Origin of the sequence: Citrobacter sp. KTE151 (genome assembly GCF_000398845.1) — a bacterium.
In the GTDB taxonomy this organism is placed as follows: domain Bacteria; phylum Pseudomonadota; class Gammaproteobacteria; order Enterobacterales; family Enterobacteriaceae; genus Citrobacter; species Citrobacter braakii.
Window position 1 is genome coordinate 727307 of the sequence record NZ_KB976064.1, and the last position, 16964, is coordinate 744270.

At 53.0% G+C, this 16964-nt stretch carries 12 protein-coding genes and 1 pseudogene; 5 read left to right on the forward strand and 8 right to left on the reverse strand.

The window, feature by feature from the left end:
* Window positions 1-107: 107 nt before the first annotated feature.
* From wzc to WC7_RS11170, 3 genes are read right to left on the reverse strand one after another with little or no spacing between them, the layout of a single operon-like run.
* Window positions 108-2270, reverse strand: coding sequence for a tyrosine-protein kinase Wzc (wzc, locus tag WC7_RS11180; RefSeq protein ID WP_016153593.1), 2163 nt, complete (start codon window positions 2268-2270; stop codon window positions 108-110).
* Window positions 2267-2716: a low molecular weight protein-tyrosine-phosphatase Wzb gene (gene wzb, locus WC7_RS11175; protein ID WP_016153594.1), complete on the reverse strand. Its 450-nt coding sequence runs from the start codon at window positions 2714-2716 to the stop codon at window positions 2267-2269. The genes wzc and wzb overlap by 4 nt, the downstream gene beginning before the upstream one ends.
* A 5-nt stretch (window positions 2717-2721) precedes the next feature.
* On the reverse strand, window positions 2722-3861 hold the full coding sequence (locus WC7_RS11170) for a polysaccharide export protein (protein ID WP_016153595.1): 1140 nt from the start codon (window positions 3859-3861) through the stop codon (window positions 2722-2724).
* A 652-nt stretch (window positions 3862-4513) separates the two neighbouring features.
* Between WC7_RS11170 and WC7_RS27340 the strand changes: the two are divergent.
* The 3 genes and pseudogenes from WC7_RS27340 to WC7_RS11155 all read left to right on the forward strand — a co-directional run.
* Window positions 4514-4582, forward strand: a pseudogene (locus WC7_RS27340) (hypothetical protein); the annotation flags it as partial.
* A gap of 55 nt (window positions 4583-4637) precedes the next feature.
* Window positions 4638-5788 (forward strand): IS3 family transposase gene (locus WC7_RS11160; protein WP_112150150.1). Its coding sequence is split into 2 segments (ribosomal slippage): window positions 4638-4896 and window positions 4896-5788, totalling 1152 coding nucleotides; the frame shifts between segments, so codons are not numbered across the junction.
* A 17-nt stretch (window positions 5789-5805) separates the two neighbouring features.
* Entirely contained in the window at window positions 5806-7344 is a 1539-nt protein-coding gene (locus WC7_RS11155; protein WP_016153596.1) for a TerC family protein, read from the forward strand.
* A 44-nt stretch (window positions 7345-7388) separates the two neighbouring features.
* Here the strand turns inward: WC7_RS11155 and asmA are convergent, their stop codons facing one another.
* The 3 genes from asmA to udk all read right to left on the reverse strand — a co-directional run bounded on the left by asmA (window position 7389) and on the right by udk (window position 10579).
* Complete coding sequence (gene asmA / locus WC7_RS11150) at window positions 7389-9239, reverse strand: outer membrane assembly protein AsmA (protein ID WP_016153597.1); 1851 nt, start codon at window positions 9237-9239, stop codon at window positions 7389-7391.
* Between the two features lie 25 nt (window positions 9240-9264).
* Complete coding sequence (gene dcd / locus WC7_RS11145; protein WP_016153598.1) at window positions 9265-9846, reverse strand: dCTP deaminase; 582 nt, start codon at window positions 9844-9846, stop codon at window positions 9265-9267.
* Window positions 9847-9937: 91 nt separating this feature from the next.
* A complete protein-coding gene (udk, locus tag WC7_RS11140; protein WP_003036776.1) occupies window positions 9938-10579 on the reverse strand; it encodes a uridine kinase in 642 nt (213 codons plus the stop codon).
* A 315-nt stretch (window positions 10580-10894) separates the two neighbouring features.
* Between udk and WC7_RS11135 the strand changes: the two genes are divergently transcribed.
* Window positions 10895-14224, forward strand: coding sequence for a diguanylate cyclase (locus WC7_RS11135; RefSeq protein ID WP_019077140.1), 3330 nt, complete (start codon window positions 10895-10897; stop codon window positions 14222-14224).
* Here WC7_RS11135 and alkA read toward each other — a convergent pair.
* Window positions 14192-15061 (reverse strand): DNA-3-methyladenine glycosylase 2, encoded by an 870-nt coding sequence (alkA, locus tag WC7_RS11130; protein WP_016153600.1) that lies wholly within the window; start codon window positions 15059-15061, stop codon window positions 14192-14194. The genes WC7_RS11135 and alkA overlap by 33 nt on opposite strands.
* 136 nt (window positions 15062-15197) lie before the next feature.
* Between alkA and yegD the strand changes: the two genes are divergently transcribed.
* Window positions 15198-16550, forward strand: coding sequence for a molecular chaperone (yegD, locus tag WC7_RS11125; RefSeq protein ID WP_016153601.1), 1353 nt, complete (start codon window positions 15198-15200; stop codon window positions 16548-16550).
* A gap of 99 nt (window positions 16551-16649) precedes the next feature.
* Here yegD and WC7_RS26730 read toward each other — a convergent pair whose 3' ends face one another.
* On the reverse strand, window positions 16650-16709 hold the full coding sequence (locus tag WC7_RS26730; RefSeq protein WP_109017525.1) for a type I toxin-antitoxin system Ibs family toxin: 60 nt from the start codon (window positions 16707-16709) through the stop codon (window positions 16650-16652).
* Window positions 16710-16964: the final 255 nt, after the last annotated feature.

Here is a 16964-nt window from a genome sequence, read left to right on the forward strand (position 1 = left end):
ATATCCCCGTCATACTTCAAGTTGCATCTGCGTTGGCTTTCCTGCAACCCGAATTATTTAGGGTATAAATATGTTTTTGTGGGCCGCTATCCGGCAATGTTCGTAATCTATTTCGTATCCGAGGTGTACTCGTATTCGTAGTAACCGTAATCCTGATACCCGCTGGCGCGGCGGAAGATCGAGTTCAGGATCACCCCTTTCACCTGAATGCCGTTTTGCTCGAAGCGACTCAGGCTGGTTTCCACCTCTTTCAGCGTGTTGACCGCGTAACGCGCCACCATCAGCGTGGTTCCAACGTGATGCCCCACGATAGCCGCGTCGGTCACCGCCAGTATTGGCGGGGTATCGATCAGCACCAGGTCATAGTGCGAGCTGGCCCATGCAATCAGTTCGCCAAAGCGTTCACTCATCAGCAGCTCGGAGGGGTTGGGGGGAATTTGTCCGCGAGGGATCAGATCGAAATGTGGAATCGATGTCGGTTTCGCGCTGGATGAGATATCCCCCTTGCCGATGAGGATCTCAGACAGACCGTTAACGTTATTGGTCCCCAGCAGCTCGTGGGTATAGCCTTTGCGCATGTCGCAGTCGATCAACAGCACGCGTTTGTTGGTCTGACTAACGACCGCCGCCAGGTTGGCGCAGACAAACGTTTTACCAATTGACGGGCTGACGCCGGTCAGCATCAAGACGTTGTTGCGCGCCTGCATCATGGCAAAGTGCAGGCTGGTACGCAGGCTGCGGACCGCTTCTATCGCAAGATCCGTCGGATTCCCCACTGCCAGCAACTGGCTTTGCTTGTAGCGTTTCACGCCTTTAATGGTCTGCACGTTATCGCGTGCTTTTTGCCATTCTGATAGCGGAATGCTGGCATACACGCTGATACCATGCTCTTCCAGCGCCTGTGGGCTTTCAATGCCGCGATTAAACAGGGAACGCAGCAGTACGCCCACCACTGAAAGCATCAAACCAAGAATGATGCTACCGAGAATAATCAGCGTCGTTTTCGGCTTCAGTACGCCTGGCTGGGCAATCGCGGGATCGACGATGCGTACATCTCCGACCGTACTGGCCTCGGTAATCTTCAGCTCCTGCTGCTTATTCAGCAACTGCATATAGACCTGCTGGCCGGACTCCACGTCACGCGTCAGACGGACAATTTCCTGCTGCGTTTTCGGCATCGCCGTTACGCGCCCGTTCAGCTTGCTTTTCTCATCTTCCAGCGCCTGGCGTTTTTCCAACAAGGTGCGGTACGCAGGGTGCGCTTTGGTGAACAGCTTGGAAATCTCCGCTTCTTTGAAGGTCAGCTCATTAAGCTGCGCATCAATATTCACCATGGAATCCAGCACCGCTTTGGCTTCCAGCGGCAAATCCACGGAGTCTTTGTCCTGACGAAAGGCATTCAGCTTGTTTTCGGCAACGTCCAGCCGGTTACGTACCTCGGGCAGTTGCTTTGCCAGAAACGCCAGACTTTTGGCGGCCTCTTCAGATTTACGCTCCACGTTTTGTTGCAGGTAGTTGCGGGTAATACTGTCAAGGATCTGGCGGATTTGCTCGCGGTCTTCGCCGGTAAAGGTTAGGCTCAGTACGCCAGTGTCTTTGCCGGTTTCCGTCACCATCAGATTATTTTGCAAGGTGTTGATCATGCCCAGCGTGGAGAATTTGCTGACGGTAAATTGGCTCTCAGGGCTGGCATGGATCGCCTCGACCAGCATCGTCACGCCGTCATGTTTCAGCACCTGCCCAACCTGCCCCTGGGCGCTAAAACCCCCGTCACTCACCAGCTGATAACGTTTGTCATTCAGCACGCTTAGCGTTAAGGTCTGTTCATTCATTGCCTTTGGCAGCGTGAAAGTCGTCACGTTAACCGTTTCGTTCTGGCGACCCATCAACCGATCCCAACCCGCGCCAAAAATGGGGAACGTATCTTTGGTAACCGCGATATCCAGGTTGAGATCGTCTACCGTTTTCCCCAATACCAGCCGTGACTGGATGAGCTGAATTTCCGCTTCAGAGGCCGGAGGTTTGTTCGACAACGCCGAGCCAATATCCTGCACCAGTGAATTTCCGGTATTTTGCTCAATTTGCACCAGCGCGTCCGCACTGTAGATGGGAGTGGCAAATAGCGTGTAAACCGCTGCGCATAATGCAAATGCCGCAGTAATACCAAGCACCCACCAGCGGGCTTCCACCACCGTTGCCACCAGACGACCAATATCGATTTCATCATTGCCCGTTACCGGCGCAGCAGACTGTTTTACTTTTTCTGTCATTGTTTTCCCTGCTCTGCGTTCAGTGCCTGAGCCCATTGGCGTGCAGACCGTTCAAGTAATGCGTACACCGCGTCAAACGCATCACGGCTTTTACGATACGGATCGGGAATTTCGCGCTCGCTGTCCCAGTGACCAAACAACATCACTTTGCCGCGCATCTCCGGCACCATTTCATACAGGGCAGAGATATGGCGTTTTTCCATGGTCAGGATCAGGTCATACTCCCGGCACATTCGTCCCGAGATCTGCCGGGCACAATGATTCTCCAGTGACAGGTTGTGCGCCTGCGCCACGCTGATGGCGCATGGGTCCGCGCCTTTGCCTACCAACGCCCCGAGGCCGGCAGAAGAGACCGTCAGCGCCGGGTGAAATTGCCTTAACAAGCGCTCTGCCGTCGGAGAGCGGCAAATGTTCCCCACACAGACAACTAAGATTTTGTTAAACATGACGATTACCAGTTGTGAAGGTCGCTGGCCGTGTCCGTCATATAGCGAACACCGCTAATAGTCGGCAGCAACTGATTGATCAAACGGTTCCATCGAGCAACCGGCGCGGTAGTGACGTACACCACATCGTATGGCTGGAGTCGGAATGACGTCGCCATCACCAGCGATGTCGCATCGGACATATCAAGCTGATAGATATTGGCAATCTTGCCGTTGTTCCCGCCCTCGCCTTTCAATGGACGAATAACGAAAATGCCGCTGGCGTTGGAGGTGGTCAGGTCGATACCTTCCGCGTTGCCGAGCGCTTCGGTGAGCGTCATGCCGCTGAAGTCCATTTTGAGGGTGCTCTGTTTTTTCACTTCCCCCATTACGAAGACTTTCAAATCGTCATTACGCGGAACAAACAGGATGTCGCCAGGATAGAGCAGACGGTTCTGGCTCAGGTCGCCATTTTGCATTAGCGCTTGCAGTGAAATACGTTGCTCCTGCCCTTTATGAGTCAGTACAACGTTGCGCCAGTCTGCCGCCTCGGTGAGACCGCCTGCGGCGTTAATGGCATCGAGAATGGTAAGCGGCACGTTGGTGATGGCCTGCTGGCCGGATTTGTTCACCTGCCCGGAGACATAGGCCTTCTGCGAACGGAAAGCGGCGATATTAACGTCCACCTGCGGGTCAGCAATGTACTTCGCTAAGCGCCCGGTAATATCACTACGAATTTCGGCCAACGTTTTCCCTGACACGCTAACTTTGCCGATGTAGGGGTAAAACATGGTGCCATCAGGCTGCACCCAGTTGCCGGCATCACTTGAGCTACGATACTGTCCGGCCGGCGTGGTGAGTTCAGGATGATCCCAGACGGTGACATTCAGGACGTCGCCCGGGCCGACCCGGTACTGATACCCGGCAATCTCCTGGTCGAGAGACATATTAGGCTGCGCAACATTTGGTCGGGGACGTAATTGTTCGACCAGTCGTGGGGTGAGTGGATAAACATTCACCATACGATCGATATCAAAATCAGCGTCCTGCTGTTTAATCACATCTTTGCCCATCGTAGACATATTGCTGCCCGGAAGCACGGTACAACCGTTTATCAAGATTACCGATACCAATACAGGCATCAATTTAAGTTTGGATTTCATCATTGATTATTTATCACTTTGGCAGAGTAATTATCACGTGCGATCTAAATAGCGACTTCGCCTGTACGCATTTACCTTGCCGTTAATTGAAAAGGAATTTAACTGGCATCTGTCCTAAAAAAAATGAATTCATCTGCGGTCTCTTGACAGAATAATTTAGGCTCGTCTCAGGCGACCAGACACGCTACCGCCCCTGGCTTATTAGCTACCAATGCACTGATTAATATAAATTTTATCTTCCCCTTTATTTTCATCATATTCATAGCGGGAACGCATCAGGAATAGCGCCGCTGGTTGATAAGGAAATATTTATCTTTTGATTATTACCGGAGGAATTGTTGCAGCTAAGCGAATATCAGGCAAGGTAACAAGTTACCGACAACTTGCTTTTAAGATTAATATTAAGCGTTGAATTTGTATATTTTTAGGATTTTATTGATATTGACAATATTAATATAGAAATATCCCACCTGCGATATTTCTTAAAGAGCTTTGGATTAATAATATAATTTCCTGTAGTTACATTAAGGCTAATATCCCGTACCTGGTTGTAATAGGCTACAGAGAAATCCCTCCTCGCCATTGCATTTTTCGCCAGTTTTACCCATGATCGAATTGTGACAATTGTCATACAACTATGGGTATAGCATTTACTATGGAATGGATTGCCGATCCGTCAATCTGGGCCGGACTCGTCACGCTAATCGTGATCGAACTGATCCTACCCACGAATAGTGGACACACGACTAAGTGAGTAAACTCTCAACCAGAGGTGACTCATGACAAAATCAGCATCAACCAATAAGAAGCCCCGCAAACAGCACACGCCTGAATTCCGTAACGAAGCCCTGAAGCTTGCGGAACGTATCGGTGTTGCTGCCGCTGCCCGGGAACTCAGCCTGTACGAATCCCAGCTCTACGCATGGCGCAGTAAGATTAACAATGCCCGCAGCTCTTCCGAACGTGAGCAGGAAATGTCCGTTGAAATTGCCCGCCTCAAACGCCAACTGGCTGAACGGGACGAGGAGCTGGCTATCCTCCAAAAGGCCGCGACATACTTCGCGAAGCGCCTGAAATGAAGTATGTCTTCATCGAAAATCATCGGGCTGAGTTCAGCGTCAAAGCCATGTGCCGGGTACTGCGGGTCGCCCGCAGCGGCTGGTATGCGTGGCGTCTGCGTCGTCAGCAGATAACACCACGTCAGCAGTTCCGACTCGTCTGTGATACTGCTGTCCGTAAGGCATTCACTGAGGCAAAACAGCGTTATGGTGCACCTCGTCTCGCTGACGAACTGCCTGAGTACAACGTCAAAACCATTGCCGCCAGCCTGCGACGTCAGGGACTTCGAGCAAAGGCTGCCCGGAAGTTCAGCCCGGTCAGCTACAGAGAACATGGCCTTCCAGTGTCTGAAAATCTGCTGAAACAGGATTTTTACGCGAGTGGCCCGAATCAGAAGTGGGCAGGAGACATCACGTATCTTCGCACCGACGAGGGCTGGCTGTACCTCGCGGTGGTGATTGACCTGTGGTCGCGGGCTGTCATCGGTTGGTCGATGTCGTCGCGGATGACAGCGCAGCTGGCCTGCGATGCGCTACAGATGGCACTCTGGCGACGTAAGCGACCGGGAAATGTCATTGTCCATACAGATCGCGGCGGGCAATACTGTTCGGCGGACTATCAGGCGCTGCTGAAGCGGCATAATCTGCACGGTAGCATGAGTGCCAAAGGATGTTGTTACGACAATGCCTGCGCGGAAAGCTTCTTCCACTCGCTGAAGGTGGAATGTATCCACGGGGAACGCTTTATCAGCCGGGAAATCATGCGGACGACGGTGTTTAATTATATCGAGTGTGATTACAATCGGTGGCGTCGTCACAGTGCGTGTGGCGGTCTCAGCCCGGAACAGTTTGAAAACCAGAACCTCGCTTAGGGCCGTGTCCACATTACGTGGGTAGGATCAAACTTGTTCTTGGCATTGATAATCTTGTTTTTATTGCCATCCTCGCGGAGAAACTGCCTCCTGCCCAGCGGGATAAGGCGCGTATTACCGGGCTACTGCTGGCGATGGTCATGCGCCTGCTGCTGTTGGCATCAATATCATGGCTGGTAACGCTGACCACGCCGCTGTTCAGCATTCGCGGCCTGAGCTTCAGCGCGCGCGATCTGATCATGCTGTTCGGCGGTTTCTTCCTGCTGTTTAAAGCCACCATGGAGCTAAACGAACGGCTGGAAGGCAAAGACAGCGAGAACCCGACCCAGCGTAAAGGCGCTAAGTTCTGGGGCGTCGTCGCGCAAATAGTCGTGCTGGACGCTATCTTCTCCCTGGATTCCGTCATTACCGCCGTGGGTATGGTCGATCACCTGGCGGTAATGATGGCTGCGGTGATTATTGCCATCAGCCTGATGGTGCTTGCCAGCAAGTCGCTGACGCGCTTTGTCAACAGCCATCCCACTATCGTCATTCTGTGCCTGAGCTTCTTGCTGATGATTGGTTTCAGTCTGGTCGCCGATGGGTTTGGTTTCCATATTCCGAAAGGTTACCTGTACGCCGCCATCGGCTTCTCGGTCATGATAGAAGCATTGAACCAGTTAGCTATCTTTAACCGCCGTCGCTTCCTGTCAGCCAACCATACCCTGCGCCAGCGCACCGCCGAGGCGGTAATGCGACTGCTGAGCGGGCAAAAAGAAGACGCCGAACTGGATGCCGAAACCGCGGCCATGCTGGCAGACCATCATGAAGGCCAAATTTTTGCCCCTCAGGAACGGCGGATGATTGAACGTGTGCTGAACCTTAATCAGCGTACTGTCAGCAGTATCATGACCTCGCGCCATGATATTGAACACATCGACCTCAATGCGCCGGAAACAGAAATCCGCGCTTTGCTGGAAAAAAACCAGCATACGCGTCTGGTGGTCACCGGCGAAGATGAGCAGGAAGACTTGCTGGGCGTGGTGCATGTCATCGACCTGCTGCAGCAATCTCTTCGCGGCGAGCCGCTCGACTTACGCGTCTTGATTCGCCAGCCGTTGGTGTTCCCGGAAACTCTGCCGCTGCTTCCGGCGCTGGAGCAGTTCCGTAACGCCCGGACGCACTTCGCTTTTGTGGCCGATGAATTTGGGTCAGTTGAAGGGATTGTAACGCTCAGTGACGTGATGGAAACCATCGCCGGTAACCTGCCAAATGAGGTAGAGGAGATTGACGCCCGCCATGACATTCAGAAAAACGCGGATGGTTCATGGACCGCTAACGGACACATGCCGCTGGAAGATCTGGTGCAGTACGTGCCTATCCCGTTAGATGATAAGCGTGAATATCACACCATTGCCGGACTGTTAATGGAGTATTTGCAGCGCATCCCGAAAACCGGGGAGGAAGTTCAGGTTGGCGACTATCGACTAAAAACCCTGCAGGTGGAAAATCATCGCGTGCAAAAAGTCCAACTGATACCGCTGCACAATGAAGAAGAGATGGATTACGAGGTGTAAATCACGAGCCGGAGGCGGCATCAACCGCCATCCGGCAATATGAATCAGAGTTTATCCAGCAATTTTTTAACATCTTTACCGTTGCGGGAGTCTTTATTGCGATCGGCCCAGTCGTTAAGGCGACGTTTCGCTTCATCCTGCAAATGCTTACGCAAAATCTGGTCGACCTGCAGACTGTAGTTTAGCGCCTGCCACTGACCGTAGACTCTGAGAGGAACCGGGGTAGCCTTCAGGAAGTTAATCAGCTTACTTTCGCCATCCCAGCCGCCCAGCACGCGAATGTTAAACAGCGTGTCGCAATTCAGCTTCACCAGATCCAGCGTTCCCTTGCCGGTCAGCGCCAGCATCGCCGACTCACCCGCCATGTTATCCAGCGTAACCTCGCCGTTATCCAGCGTCATATCGGTTACAAAATGATCCAACCGGGTCACGTTATCCAGGTTTTGCTGAGCTTTAACATCCCCACCGTTACGCTCGACGGCCTGTTGTATCATCTGCTGGAAGTTCATTCCTTCCATTCGCGTATCGCTCATTTCGACATGGGCCTGCCCTTGCCAGCTATGACGAAACGCCTGGGCATCAATATCTGAGCCAGAGAAATCCCCTGCCAGTGACAGCTTACCAGTGAGGGCGATGGGGTAGTTGAAGGCTTTCAGAATAGTACCAATTTCTACGCCTTCCAGGCGCGGATGGAAGACCGCTCGCGGTTGTCCTTTTCTGGCATCCAGCATACCAGGAAGCGACACCAGCCCACCGTCACTTTTCCCCTGCAACTGCGTAACGTTCAATAAGCCGAACTGGTTGTCAATTTTTGCCGAGACATTGTCAAACACCATTTTCCGCCACAGCACTTTGTCAGCTTGCAAAGCGATGTCTGCCGAAAATCCCTTCAGTCCCTGATACGAAACGGCATCAACTTGAGAAGCAATAACGGGGCGCGCCAGCGTTGACTGACTCTGACCTTGCTGAATCTCACCGTTCGTCGTCACAGCCTCACGCTGTACGAGCAGATTGTCCAGATTGAGCTGACCAAACTTCAGGTCGACGGCCCATTCTGGTTTATCCAACAATGTCACATGAGCTTGCCCGGCGAGAGAGCTGTCGTTAGCGGTCAAATGAATCTGGCTAAACGCGAGCTGTTTTTTCTCTTCCAGCCACTGCGCCTGAAACTGTCCCTGACCTTTGATCCCCTGCGCCGGTAGATCGGCCCCCTGCAGTTGCCAGCTTAGCTGCTCAATATTCGCGGATAAGTTATGCGGATAGTCGGAGGCATCAACGCTGCCGTTGAAGGATAATGCGAGGTCACGCTGATCGCGGTTAACGCGCCCGGAGAAATCAAACGTGCCGCGGTGCTGGTTATCCTGTTCCATGTCCAGACGAATATCGCGAACCGTGACCTGTTCATCGTCTTCATGCTGGAATACCAGAACGCTATCGGCAACACGCAGGCGGGCAATATCAAACGACCATCCTCTGTCTTCAGCCAGGTCGGGCAAGGTATTGTCTTTTGGGGCAACGGGCGCATCTTCGCCGCGCACCGCTTCAGTTTGCGGGGTCAGTTGAATCACCGCGCCTTTGAGCATCACCTGCTTCACGCTGAGCTGGTGACTCAACAGCGGCCACAACGCGACGTCAAGACGCATATTGTCGGCACGAATCAGGGGTTCGCTGGCGCCTTCAGCCGTTAACACCATGCGCCCCGAGAGGATACTCAGCTGTGGCCATACGTGCCAACGCAGAGGGCCATCCAACTGCAGCTGATATCCGCTACGCGCAGCAACCTGCTTGACCATATATGCGCGGAAATCATTCGGATTAACCAACAGTACTAACGCAGAAAAACCGGCCACCAGCACGACCAGTAGAATCATCAGCGTCGTCAGAAATCGTCTCATGCTATCCCCAATGGACTGAAAATACTCAGTCTTTATCGATCCGGCTGGCAACGGCGCCCTGCTGATCGCGATACTTTGCATCCTGACGACGGTTGTAAGGTCGCGCCGCCGGACCGGAAAGCGGTTCGAAGCTTAATGCGCCAATCGGCATGCCAGGACGCAGGGCCAGCGGTAGTTTTCCGGAGTTGTAAAACTCCAGTACGATACAGCCAGACCAACCCGGATCGATACGGTGTGCGGTGACGTGTACCATCAGTCCCAGACGCGCCAGCGAAGAACGGCCATCTAACCAACCCACAAGATCGGAAGGCAGCGTCACGGATTCGAACGTCACTGCCAGCGCCAGTTCGCCCGGATGCAGGAAAAATGCCTCGCCGTCTTTGAGGACGATTTCATCACTCATCACGCGATCCAGCGCGGCGCTGACTTCATCTTTCGGTCCGCTCAGATCGATATACGCCGCCGTATGCCCGCGGAACGTACGGAATTTGTTGCCAAGGCGCACATCTACCGTGGCACCGTTGATTCGCTCGACAGGAGGGCGTGGATTGATCGACAGACGACCTTGATCCAACCAGGCTTCAATATCTCGGTCACATAAACGCATGGCACTTTCTCCTTTCGTGCTTCAACCCCTTAATGCCAGGTGCATTAAGGGTGAACCAGGTTATCACTGAACGGTACACAATTCGCTGAACTTATTCAAAGAACTGACTGATTTTAGCCTTCAGAATATCGATGGCGATGCGGTTTTTACCCCCGCGCGGCACAATGATGTCGGCGTACTGTTTTGAAGGCTCAATAAATTGCAGGAACATTGGACGGACGGTTTTCTGATATTGCGCCATCACTGAATCCATTGAACGACCACGTTCGTTCACATCGCGCTTGATACGGCGCATCAGGCAAATATCCAGCGGGGTATCAACAAAAATAGAGAAGTTCATCTCATCACGCAAACGCGCATCCGTCAGCAGCAAAATGCCTTCCAGGATGATGACTTTCTTGGGTTCGATATGAATAGTGTCTTGCGTGCGCGTGTGCTCAACGTAGCTGTACACTGGCAGCTCAATGGCACTACCGCGTTTCAGCGTTTGCAGATGTTGGAACAGCAGGCTGTGATCCATCGCGTTCGGATGGTCGTAGTTGGTTTTTACACGCTCTTCCATCGATAGATGGCTTTGATCTTTGTAATAGCTGTCTTCGGGAATAACGCCAATATGTTCGTCACCGACTTGTTCACGCAATTCGCGATAAAGAGTACTGGCAATAAGACTCTTGCCGGAAGCCGATGCGCCGGCAATGCCGATAATGACGCACTGATGGGACTGATCAGTCATAAATTTAGCGACCTGATTAACCTGGATGTTAGGAAGGGCGGCGCCGAAACGCCAAACGCGGCAATTATAGGGATTTCAGCGGCGCGACGCCAGCCCAGGCTGCACCAATGCCTTCCCTGTCGCAAATTAAAACGGTCATATTTAAAGCATGCGCTACATTTATTCGCCAGCCTTAGTAATTAATAGCTTGAGAGTGTTAATTTATGAGCAGCTGGCGTATAAATTGTAAATTATTTGTACTAGCATAAACCCAGATTAAATGTGATGCGTCCGGCATCTCTACTGGGCGACAACGGCTATTTGGGTAGAGTGGTAATGAGTAAACAATCCCAACATGTTTTAGTTACCTTACCTCATCCTCTACTGCGCCTGGCCAGTTTAGGTCTGGTGGCTTTCATCTTTACGCTGTTCTCGCTGGAACTGTCTCGTTTCGGGGCGCAGCTGGCGCCGCTGTGGTTTCCGACCTCAATCATGATGGTGGCTTTTTACCGCCATGCGGGAAAAATGTGGCCGGGGATCGCACTGGCGTGCTCATTGGGTAACATCGCGGGTTCTTTGCTCTTCTTCCCCGGCGAGTCGCTTAGCTTTACCTACACGGCCATCAACATTATTGAGGCTGTCGTGGGGGCAATGTTATTGCGCAAACTGCTGCCCTGGTACAATCCTTTACAAAATCTCAACGACTGGGCGCGCCTGGCATTCGGCAGCGCAGTGGTCCCTCCGCTGCTGGGCGGCGTATTACTCTGGTTATTATTACCGCAAGAAACGTCGTTAAATACCTTCCTCATTTGGGTGCTGTCAGAATCCATCGGCGCGCTGGCGCTGGTACCATTAGGTTTACTGTTTAAGCCACATTATCTGCTGCGCCACCGCAATCCGCGATTACTGCTTGAAACTCTGATTACGCTTCTGGTGACGTTAACGTTCAGTTGGCTGTCGATGATGTTCATTCCATGGCCGTTTACCTGCGTTATTGTCCTGTTGATGTGGAGCGCTGTCCGTCTGCCGCGTATGGAGGCGTTTTTAATTTTTCTCAGCACCGTGATGATGGTTTCGCTGATGTTGGCCGCTGACCCTTCGCTGCTCTACACCCCCAAACAGAACATGATGACCAGCATACCGTGGCTGCCGTTTTTGATGATCCTGTTGCCAGCCAATATGATGACCATGGTGATGTACGCGTTTCGGGCAGAACGCAAGCACATCTCAGAAAGCGAAGCGCGCTTTCGCAATGCTATGGAATATTCCGCAATTGGCATGGCGCTGGTCGGGACCGAGGGGCAATGGCTACAGGCCAATAAAGCCTTGTGCCAGTTTCTGGGCTATAGCCAGGAGGAGCTACGTTCGCTCACCTTCCAGCAATTAACCTGGCCGGAAGATTTGAACAATGACCTCGAACAGTTGAACATGCTGGCGCGCGGGGAAATTAACAGCTATTCCATGGAGAAGCGCTATTACACGCGCGCAGGCGAGGTGGTATGGGCCTTGCTGGCCGTTTCGCTGGTGCGCCATAGCGACACCACCCCACTCTACTTTATTGCGCAGATTGAGGATATTAACGATCTGAAGCACACCGAGTGGATGAACAAACGGCTGATGGAGCGCATTACGCTCGCTAATGAAGCCGGGGGGATCGGCATTTGGGAATGGGAACTGCAGCCTGATGTGATCAGTTGGGATAAGCGTATGTTCGATCTCTACGAAGTCCCTGCACATATCAAGCCCAGCTGGCAAGTCTGGTATGAATGCGTTGTGCCTGAAGATCGCGAACACGCAGAAAATGTGATTCGCGATTCGCTGGCTGCACGAGCCCCGTTTAAGCTTGAGTTTCGTATCGCGGTAAAAGGTGGCATACGGCATATCCGCTCATTGGCCAACCGGGTACTGAATAAAGACGGTGAAGTTGAACGCTTACTTGGCATCAATATGGATATGACCGAGGTGAAGCAGCTCAACGAAGCGCTGTTTCAAGAAAAAGAGCGTTTGCATATTACGCTGGACTCCATCGGCGAGGCGGTGATTTGTATTGATGTCGACATGAATGTGACCTTTATGAATCCGGTCGCTGAGAAAATGAGCGGCTGGCAGCAGGAAAACGCAATTGGCATTCCGCTCCTGACGGTACTGCGTATTACTTTCGGCGATAACGGTCCGCTGATGGAAAATATCTACAGTGCCGACATGTCGCGTAAGGCAATGGAACAAGAAGTCGTCCTGCATTGTCGCAACGGCAACAGTTATGACATTCAGTACAGCATCACGCCCCTCAGCACCCTTGATGGCGGCAGCATTGGCTCGGTGCTGGTCATTCAGGATGTCACCGAGTCACGTAAGATGCTGCGCCAGCTTAGCTACAGCGCTTCGCATGACGACCTGACGCAGTTGGCCAATCGGGTCAGCTTTGAAAACCATCTCAAACAGTTGCTGCATACGGTGCACGACGCGCACCAGAGTCATGTGCTGGTTTTTATCGATCTTGATCGTTTTAAAGCGGTGAACGATAGCGCAGGTCATGCTGCAGGCGATGCCCTGCTGCGCGAACTCTCTTCACTGATGCTAAGCATGCTGCGGTCCAGCGATATGCTGGCGCGCCTTGGCGGCGACGAGTTTGGTCTGTTGCTGCCGGATTGTAATATCGAAAGCGCCCGCTTCATCTCAGGTCGCATCATCAGTGCTATTAACGATTACCACTTCATGTGGGATGGCCGCTTGCACCGCATTGGCGCCAGTGCGGGAATTACGCTGATTGATGACAAAAACCATATCGCGACTGACGTCATGTCTCAGGCGGATATCGCCTGCTACGCGGCGAAAAACAGCGGACGTGGGCGTGTCTGCGTCTATGAACCCCAGCAAAGCCAGGCGCATGCCGCGCGTAGCCAACTGTCATTGGACGAACAAAAGCATACCATTATGCACAGCCCCATGCTGATGATCGCCAGAGGCGTGGCTTCTCCACGTATACCTGAGACGTTTAGCTTCTGGCTTATATCGCTACGCTTAGGGACTGCTGAAGGCGAAGTGATTGAAGAGCAAACATTCCGTACCGGGCTGGTCGATCCCACATTGAATCAAGCGCTCGACCGTCGGGTATTCAGCGAATTCTTCCAGAATGCGGCCCCGGCAGTCGCCAGCAAGGGCCTCAGTGTTGCGCTCCCCCTTTCCGCCGCCGGGCTGCTCAATTCAGAACTTGTTGATGAGCTGCTGGAACAATTGCAACATAGCCCGTTACCGCCACGCCTGCTGCATCTGACCGTTCCGGCCAGCGTCATCAAAACGAATCCAACGCAGGCGATATCCGCCCTGCATCGGCTACGTCAGTTCGGTTGTCGAATTGTGTTAAGTCAGGTCGGTCGTGATTTAGAGCTTTTTGACAATCTGAAATACCACATTGTCGATTACCTGTTGCTTGACAGCGAGCTAAGCGCCAGCGCTCACGGAGACCTGATTGACGAGATGTGGGTGTCCATTATCCAGGGCCATGCCCAGCGTCTGGACATTAAAAGCATCGCCGGTCCGGTGCAGTTGCCGCTTATCATGGATGCGCTTTCTGGCATCGGTATTGACATGATTTATGGCGACATTATTGCCAACGCCCAACCGCTGGATCTGCTACTGAATACCAGTAATTTCGCCATCAACTGACGGAAGCCAGCCATCCGTGTACCAGATATGCAAGAGTGCATAGGAGCGCCAGGGTTTCCAACGCTCTGCATAGCGCCGGATCTGGGCTGGCGTCATGCCGGGAAAACGCTGTTTAATCAGATAATCATCCGGCAGAAAAACATCCTTCGCCTGCCAACCACGCAGCGCAAAATAGTTGGCGGTCCAGCGCCCTATTCCGGGAAACGTTTGTAGTTGCTTAACGCCTTGCTCAATATCGTCAGGCGCTACTGTCGCAAGCGTTCCTTCAAGCGTTGCACGCGCCAGGTGAATCAACGCTTCAGCGCGTTTGAGCGGCATCCCTAACGCTTTCAGGTGCAACGGTTCGGCGTCAGCAAGCGCTTCAGGCGTGGGAAAAGAAACATACCCTGGCGCATCCTCCAGCGTGTCGCCATAAGCATGGGCGACTTTCGCCGTCAGTTTTGCCGCCATAGCCACGCTGACTAACTGCCCTAAAATCGCCCGTACCCCTTGCTCAAAAGCATCGACACATCCCGGCAGGCGCAGTCCCGGACGCGCCGCACCAAGGCATCCCAGCGCGCTGACAATTTGCTGCGGGCAACAAGTAAGATCAAACAAACGGGTTATTTTCGCCAGGCACTCGGGGCCGGCGGGTTGTAATCCCGAACTTAACGTCACGTGTAGCACATTGGCGTGCAAATCCGGTACGACGCGCACCAGACCCCGATGCTCCCCTACGGACAGGCTTCTGGTATAACTCAGTTCCTCCACCGTTTCGACACCGTCAACCGCACGGGCGGCAAGAAATCCCAGCATCCAGGGCCAGTCATAAGGCGGTTGCCAGCTCAGCGTGAACATTCAGTTTTCCTTTTTATGCAAACCTACAGCATAAACGGTATTCAATCGATGCGCCTTGCTTTCATATTCCAGTTGTCGGAGCGTCAACATTTCGTTAAAGTCACGCCCCTTCTTCACTGGCATGGGGATTTTTACGGTGTTTATTGGTTTTGACTACGGTACGGCAAACTGTTCAGTGGCCGTTATGCGTGACGGGCAGCCTCACCTGCTCAAAATGGAAAATAACAGCACGCTTCTGCCTTCAATGCTGTGCGCGCCAACGCGCGAAGCGGTCAGCGAGTGGCTGTATCGCCATCACGACATCCCAACCACGGACGACGAAACGCAGGCGCTGCTTCGCCGCGCGATGCGCTATAACCGCGAAGAAGACATTGACGTTAACGCCAACAGCGTGCAGTTCGGTCTGGCATCGCTGGGTCAATATATTGAAGACCCGGAAGAGGTGTACTTCGTTAAATCGCCAAAATCATTTTTGGGTGCCAGCGGTCTGAAGCCGCAGCAGGTTGCGCTGTTTGAAGATCTGGTCTGCGCGATGATGTTGCACATCCGCAACCAGGCACAAAATCAGTTGCCGGAAGCCATCACCCAGGCCGTTATTGGTCGTCCCATCAACTTCCAGGGGTTAGGGGGCGATGATGCCAACGCCCAGGCGCAGGGTATTCTTGAACGTGCGGCCAAACGCGCCGGTTTTCAGGATGTCGTCTTCCAGTACGAGCCGGTAGCGGCGGGTCTGGATTACGAAGCCACGCTGCAGGAAGAAAAACGCGTGCTGGTGGTGGATATTGGCGGGGGTACAACCGACTGTTCACTGCTGCTGATGGGGCCGCAATGGCATCAGCGCTCCGATCGCGAAAACAGCCTGCTGGGGCATAGCGGCTGCCGCGTTGGCGGGAACGATCTGGATATTGCGCTGGCGTTTAAACATCTGATGCCGCTGCTCGGTATGGGGGGAGAAACGGAAAAAGGGATCGCCTTACCTATTCTGCCCTGGTGGAACGCGGTCGCGATCAACGATGTTCCCGCGCAAAGTGACTTCTACAGTAGCGCCAACGGTCGCTTGCTCAACGATCTTGTCCGTGACGCGAAAGAAGCCGATAAAGTCGCCCTACTGCTTAAAGTCTGGCGCGAGCGTCTGAGCTATCGCCTGGTGCGCAGCGCAGAAGAGAGCAAAATCGCGCTTTCCGATCAGACCATTGTGACGGCGGCGATACCGTTTATCAGCAACACGCTGGCAACCGATATCAGTCAACACGGGCTGGAAGCTGCGCTCAATCAGCCCCTGGCGCGCATTCTGGAGCAGGTTCAACTGGCGCTTGAAAACGCGCAGGAAAAACCGGACGTGATTTACCTGACCGGCGGTAGCGCGCGTTCGCCGCTGATTAAAAAAGCCCTCACCCAGCAACTTCCCGGGATTCCGATCGCGGGGGGCGATGATTTCGGTTCCGTTACTGCCGGACTGGCCCGCTGGGCTGACGTTGTTTTCCGCTAAGCGGCTCGCATGCTGAAAAGTACGCGTATTGACATCACCATTGCTGTGGCTTATTTACAGGAATGAGGGTTAGGGAGGGCTTCTCCTCCCCCTGGTGTCTTAGTAAGCCGGTAAGCTAATCACTAAGAGTATCACCAGGATGATGACCTGCTTCATCATAACCCTTTCCCTATTTTGGCCCCTTCCTCGGGAGGGGCTTTTCCGTTCCAGCGTCCCGCTGAAATCTTTGGCTTTCCTCCTTTTTGCCTTGTCAGCACTCTAACGCACAATCACGTATTCGCTATCTTCACCACCGATTGTTGCGTAACGCTTCGCAAAGCCGCATCAGCATTCAGACGAATCCCGACAGTGTTTCATAATTCCTCCATTTTTCTCCCTTGTTCGCTGGCTAAACTAGTATCATTCCGCGAATCG

Excerpts from the sequence above, each read along its gene's own strand:
- WC7_RS11135 (WP_019077140.1), top strand. The coding sequence starts at position 10,895 with ATGAGTAAACAATCCCAACATGTTTTAGTTACCTTACCTCATCCTCTA.
- alkA (WP_016153600.1), bottom strand. The coding sequence starts at position 15,061 with ATGTTCACGCTGAGCTGGCAACCGCCTTATGACTGGCCCTGGATGCTG.
- WC7_RS11170 (WP_016153595.1), bottom strand. The coding sequence starts at position 3,861 with ATGATGAAATCCAAACTTAAATTGATGCCTGTATTGGTATCGGTAATC.
- dcd (WP_016153598.1), bottom strand. The coding sequence starts at position 9,846 with ATGCGTTTATGTGACCGAGATATTGAAGCCTGGTTGGATCAAGGTCGT.
- udk (WP_003036776.1), bottom strand. The coding sequence starts at position 10,579 with ATGACTGATCAGTCCCATCAGTGCGTCATTATCGGCATTGCCGGCGCA.
- wzb (WP_016153594.1), bottom strand. The coding sequence starts at position 2,716 with ATGTTTAACAAAATCTTAGTTGTCTGTGTGGGGAACATTTGCCGCTCT.
- asmA (WP_016153597.1), bottom strand. The coding sequence starts at position 9,239 with ATGAGACGATTTCTGACGACGCTGATGATTCTACTGGTCGTGCTGGTG.
- wzc (WP_016153593.1), bottom strand. The coding sequence starts at position 2,270 with ATGACAGAAAAAGTAAAACAGTCTGCTGCGCCGGTAACGGGCAATGAT.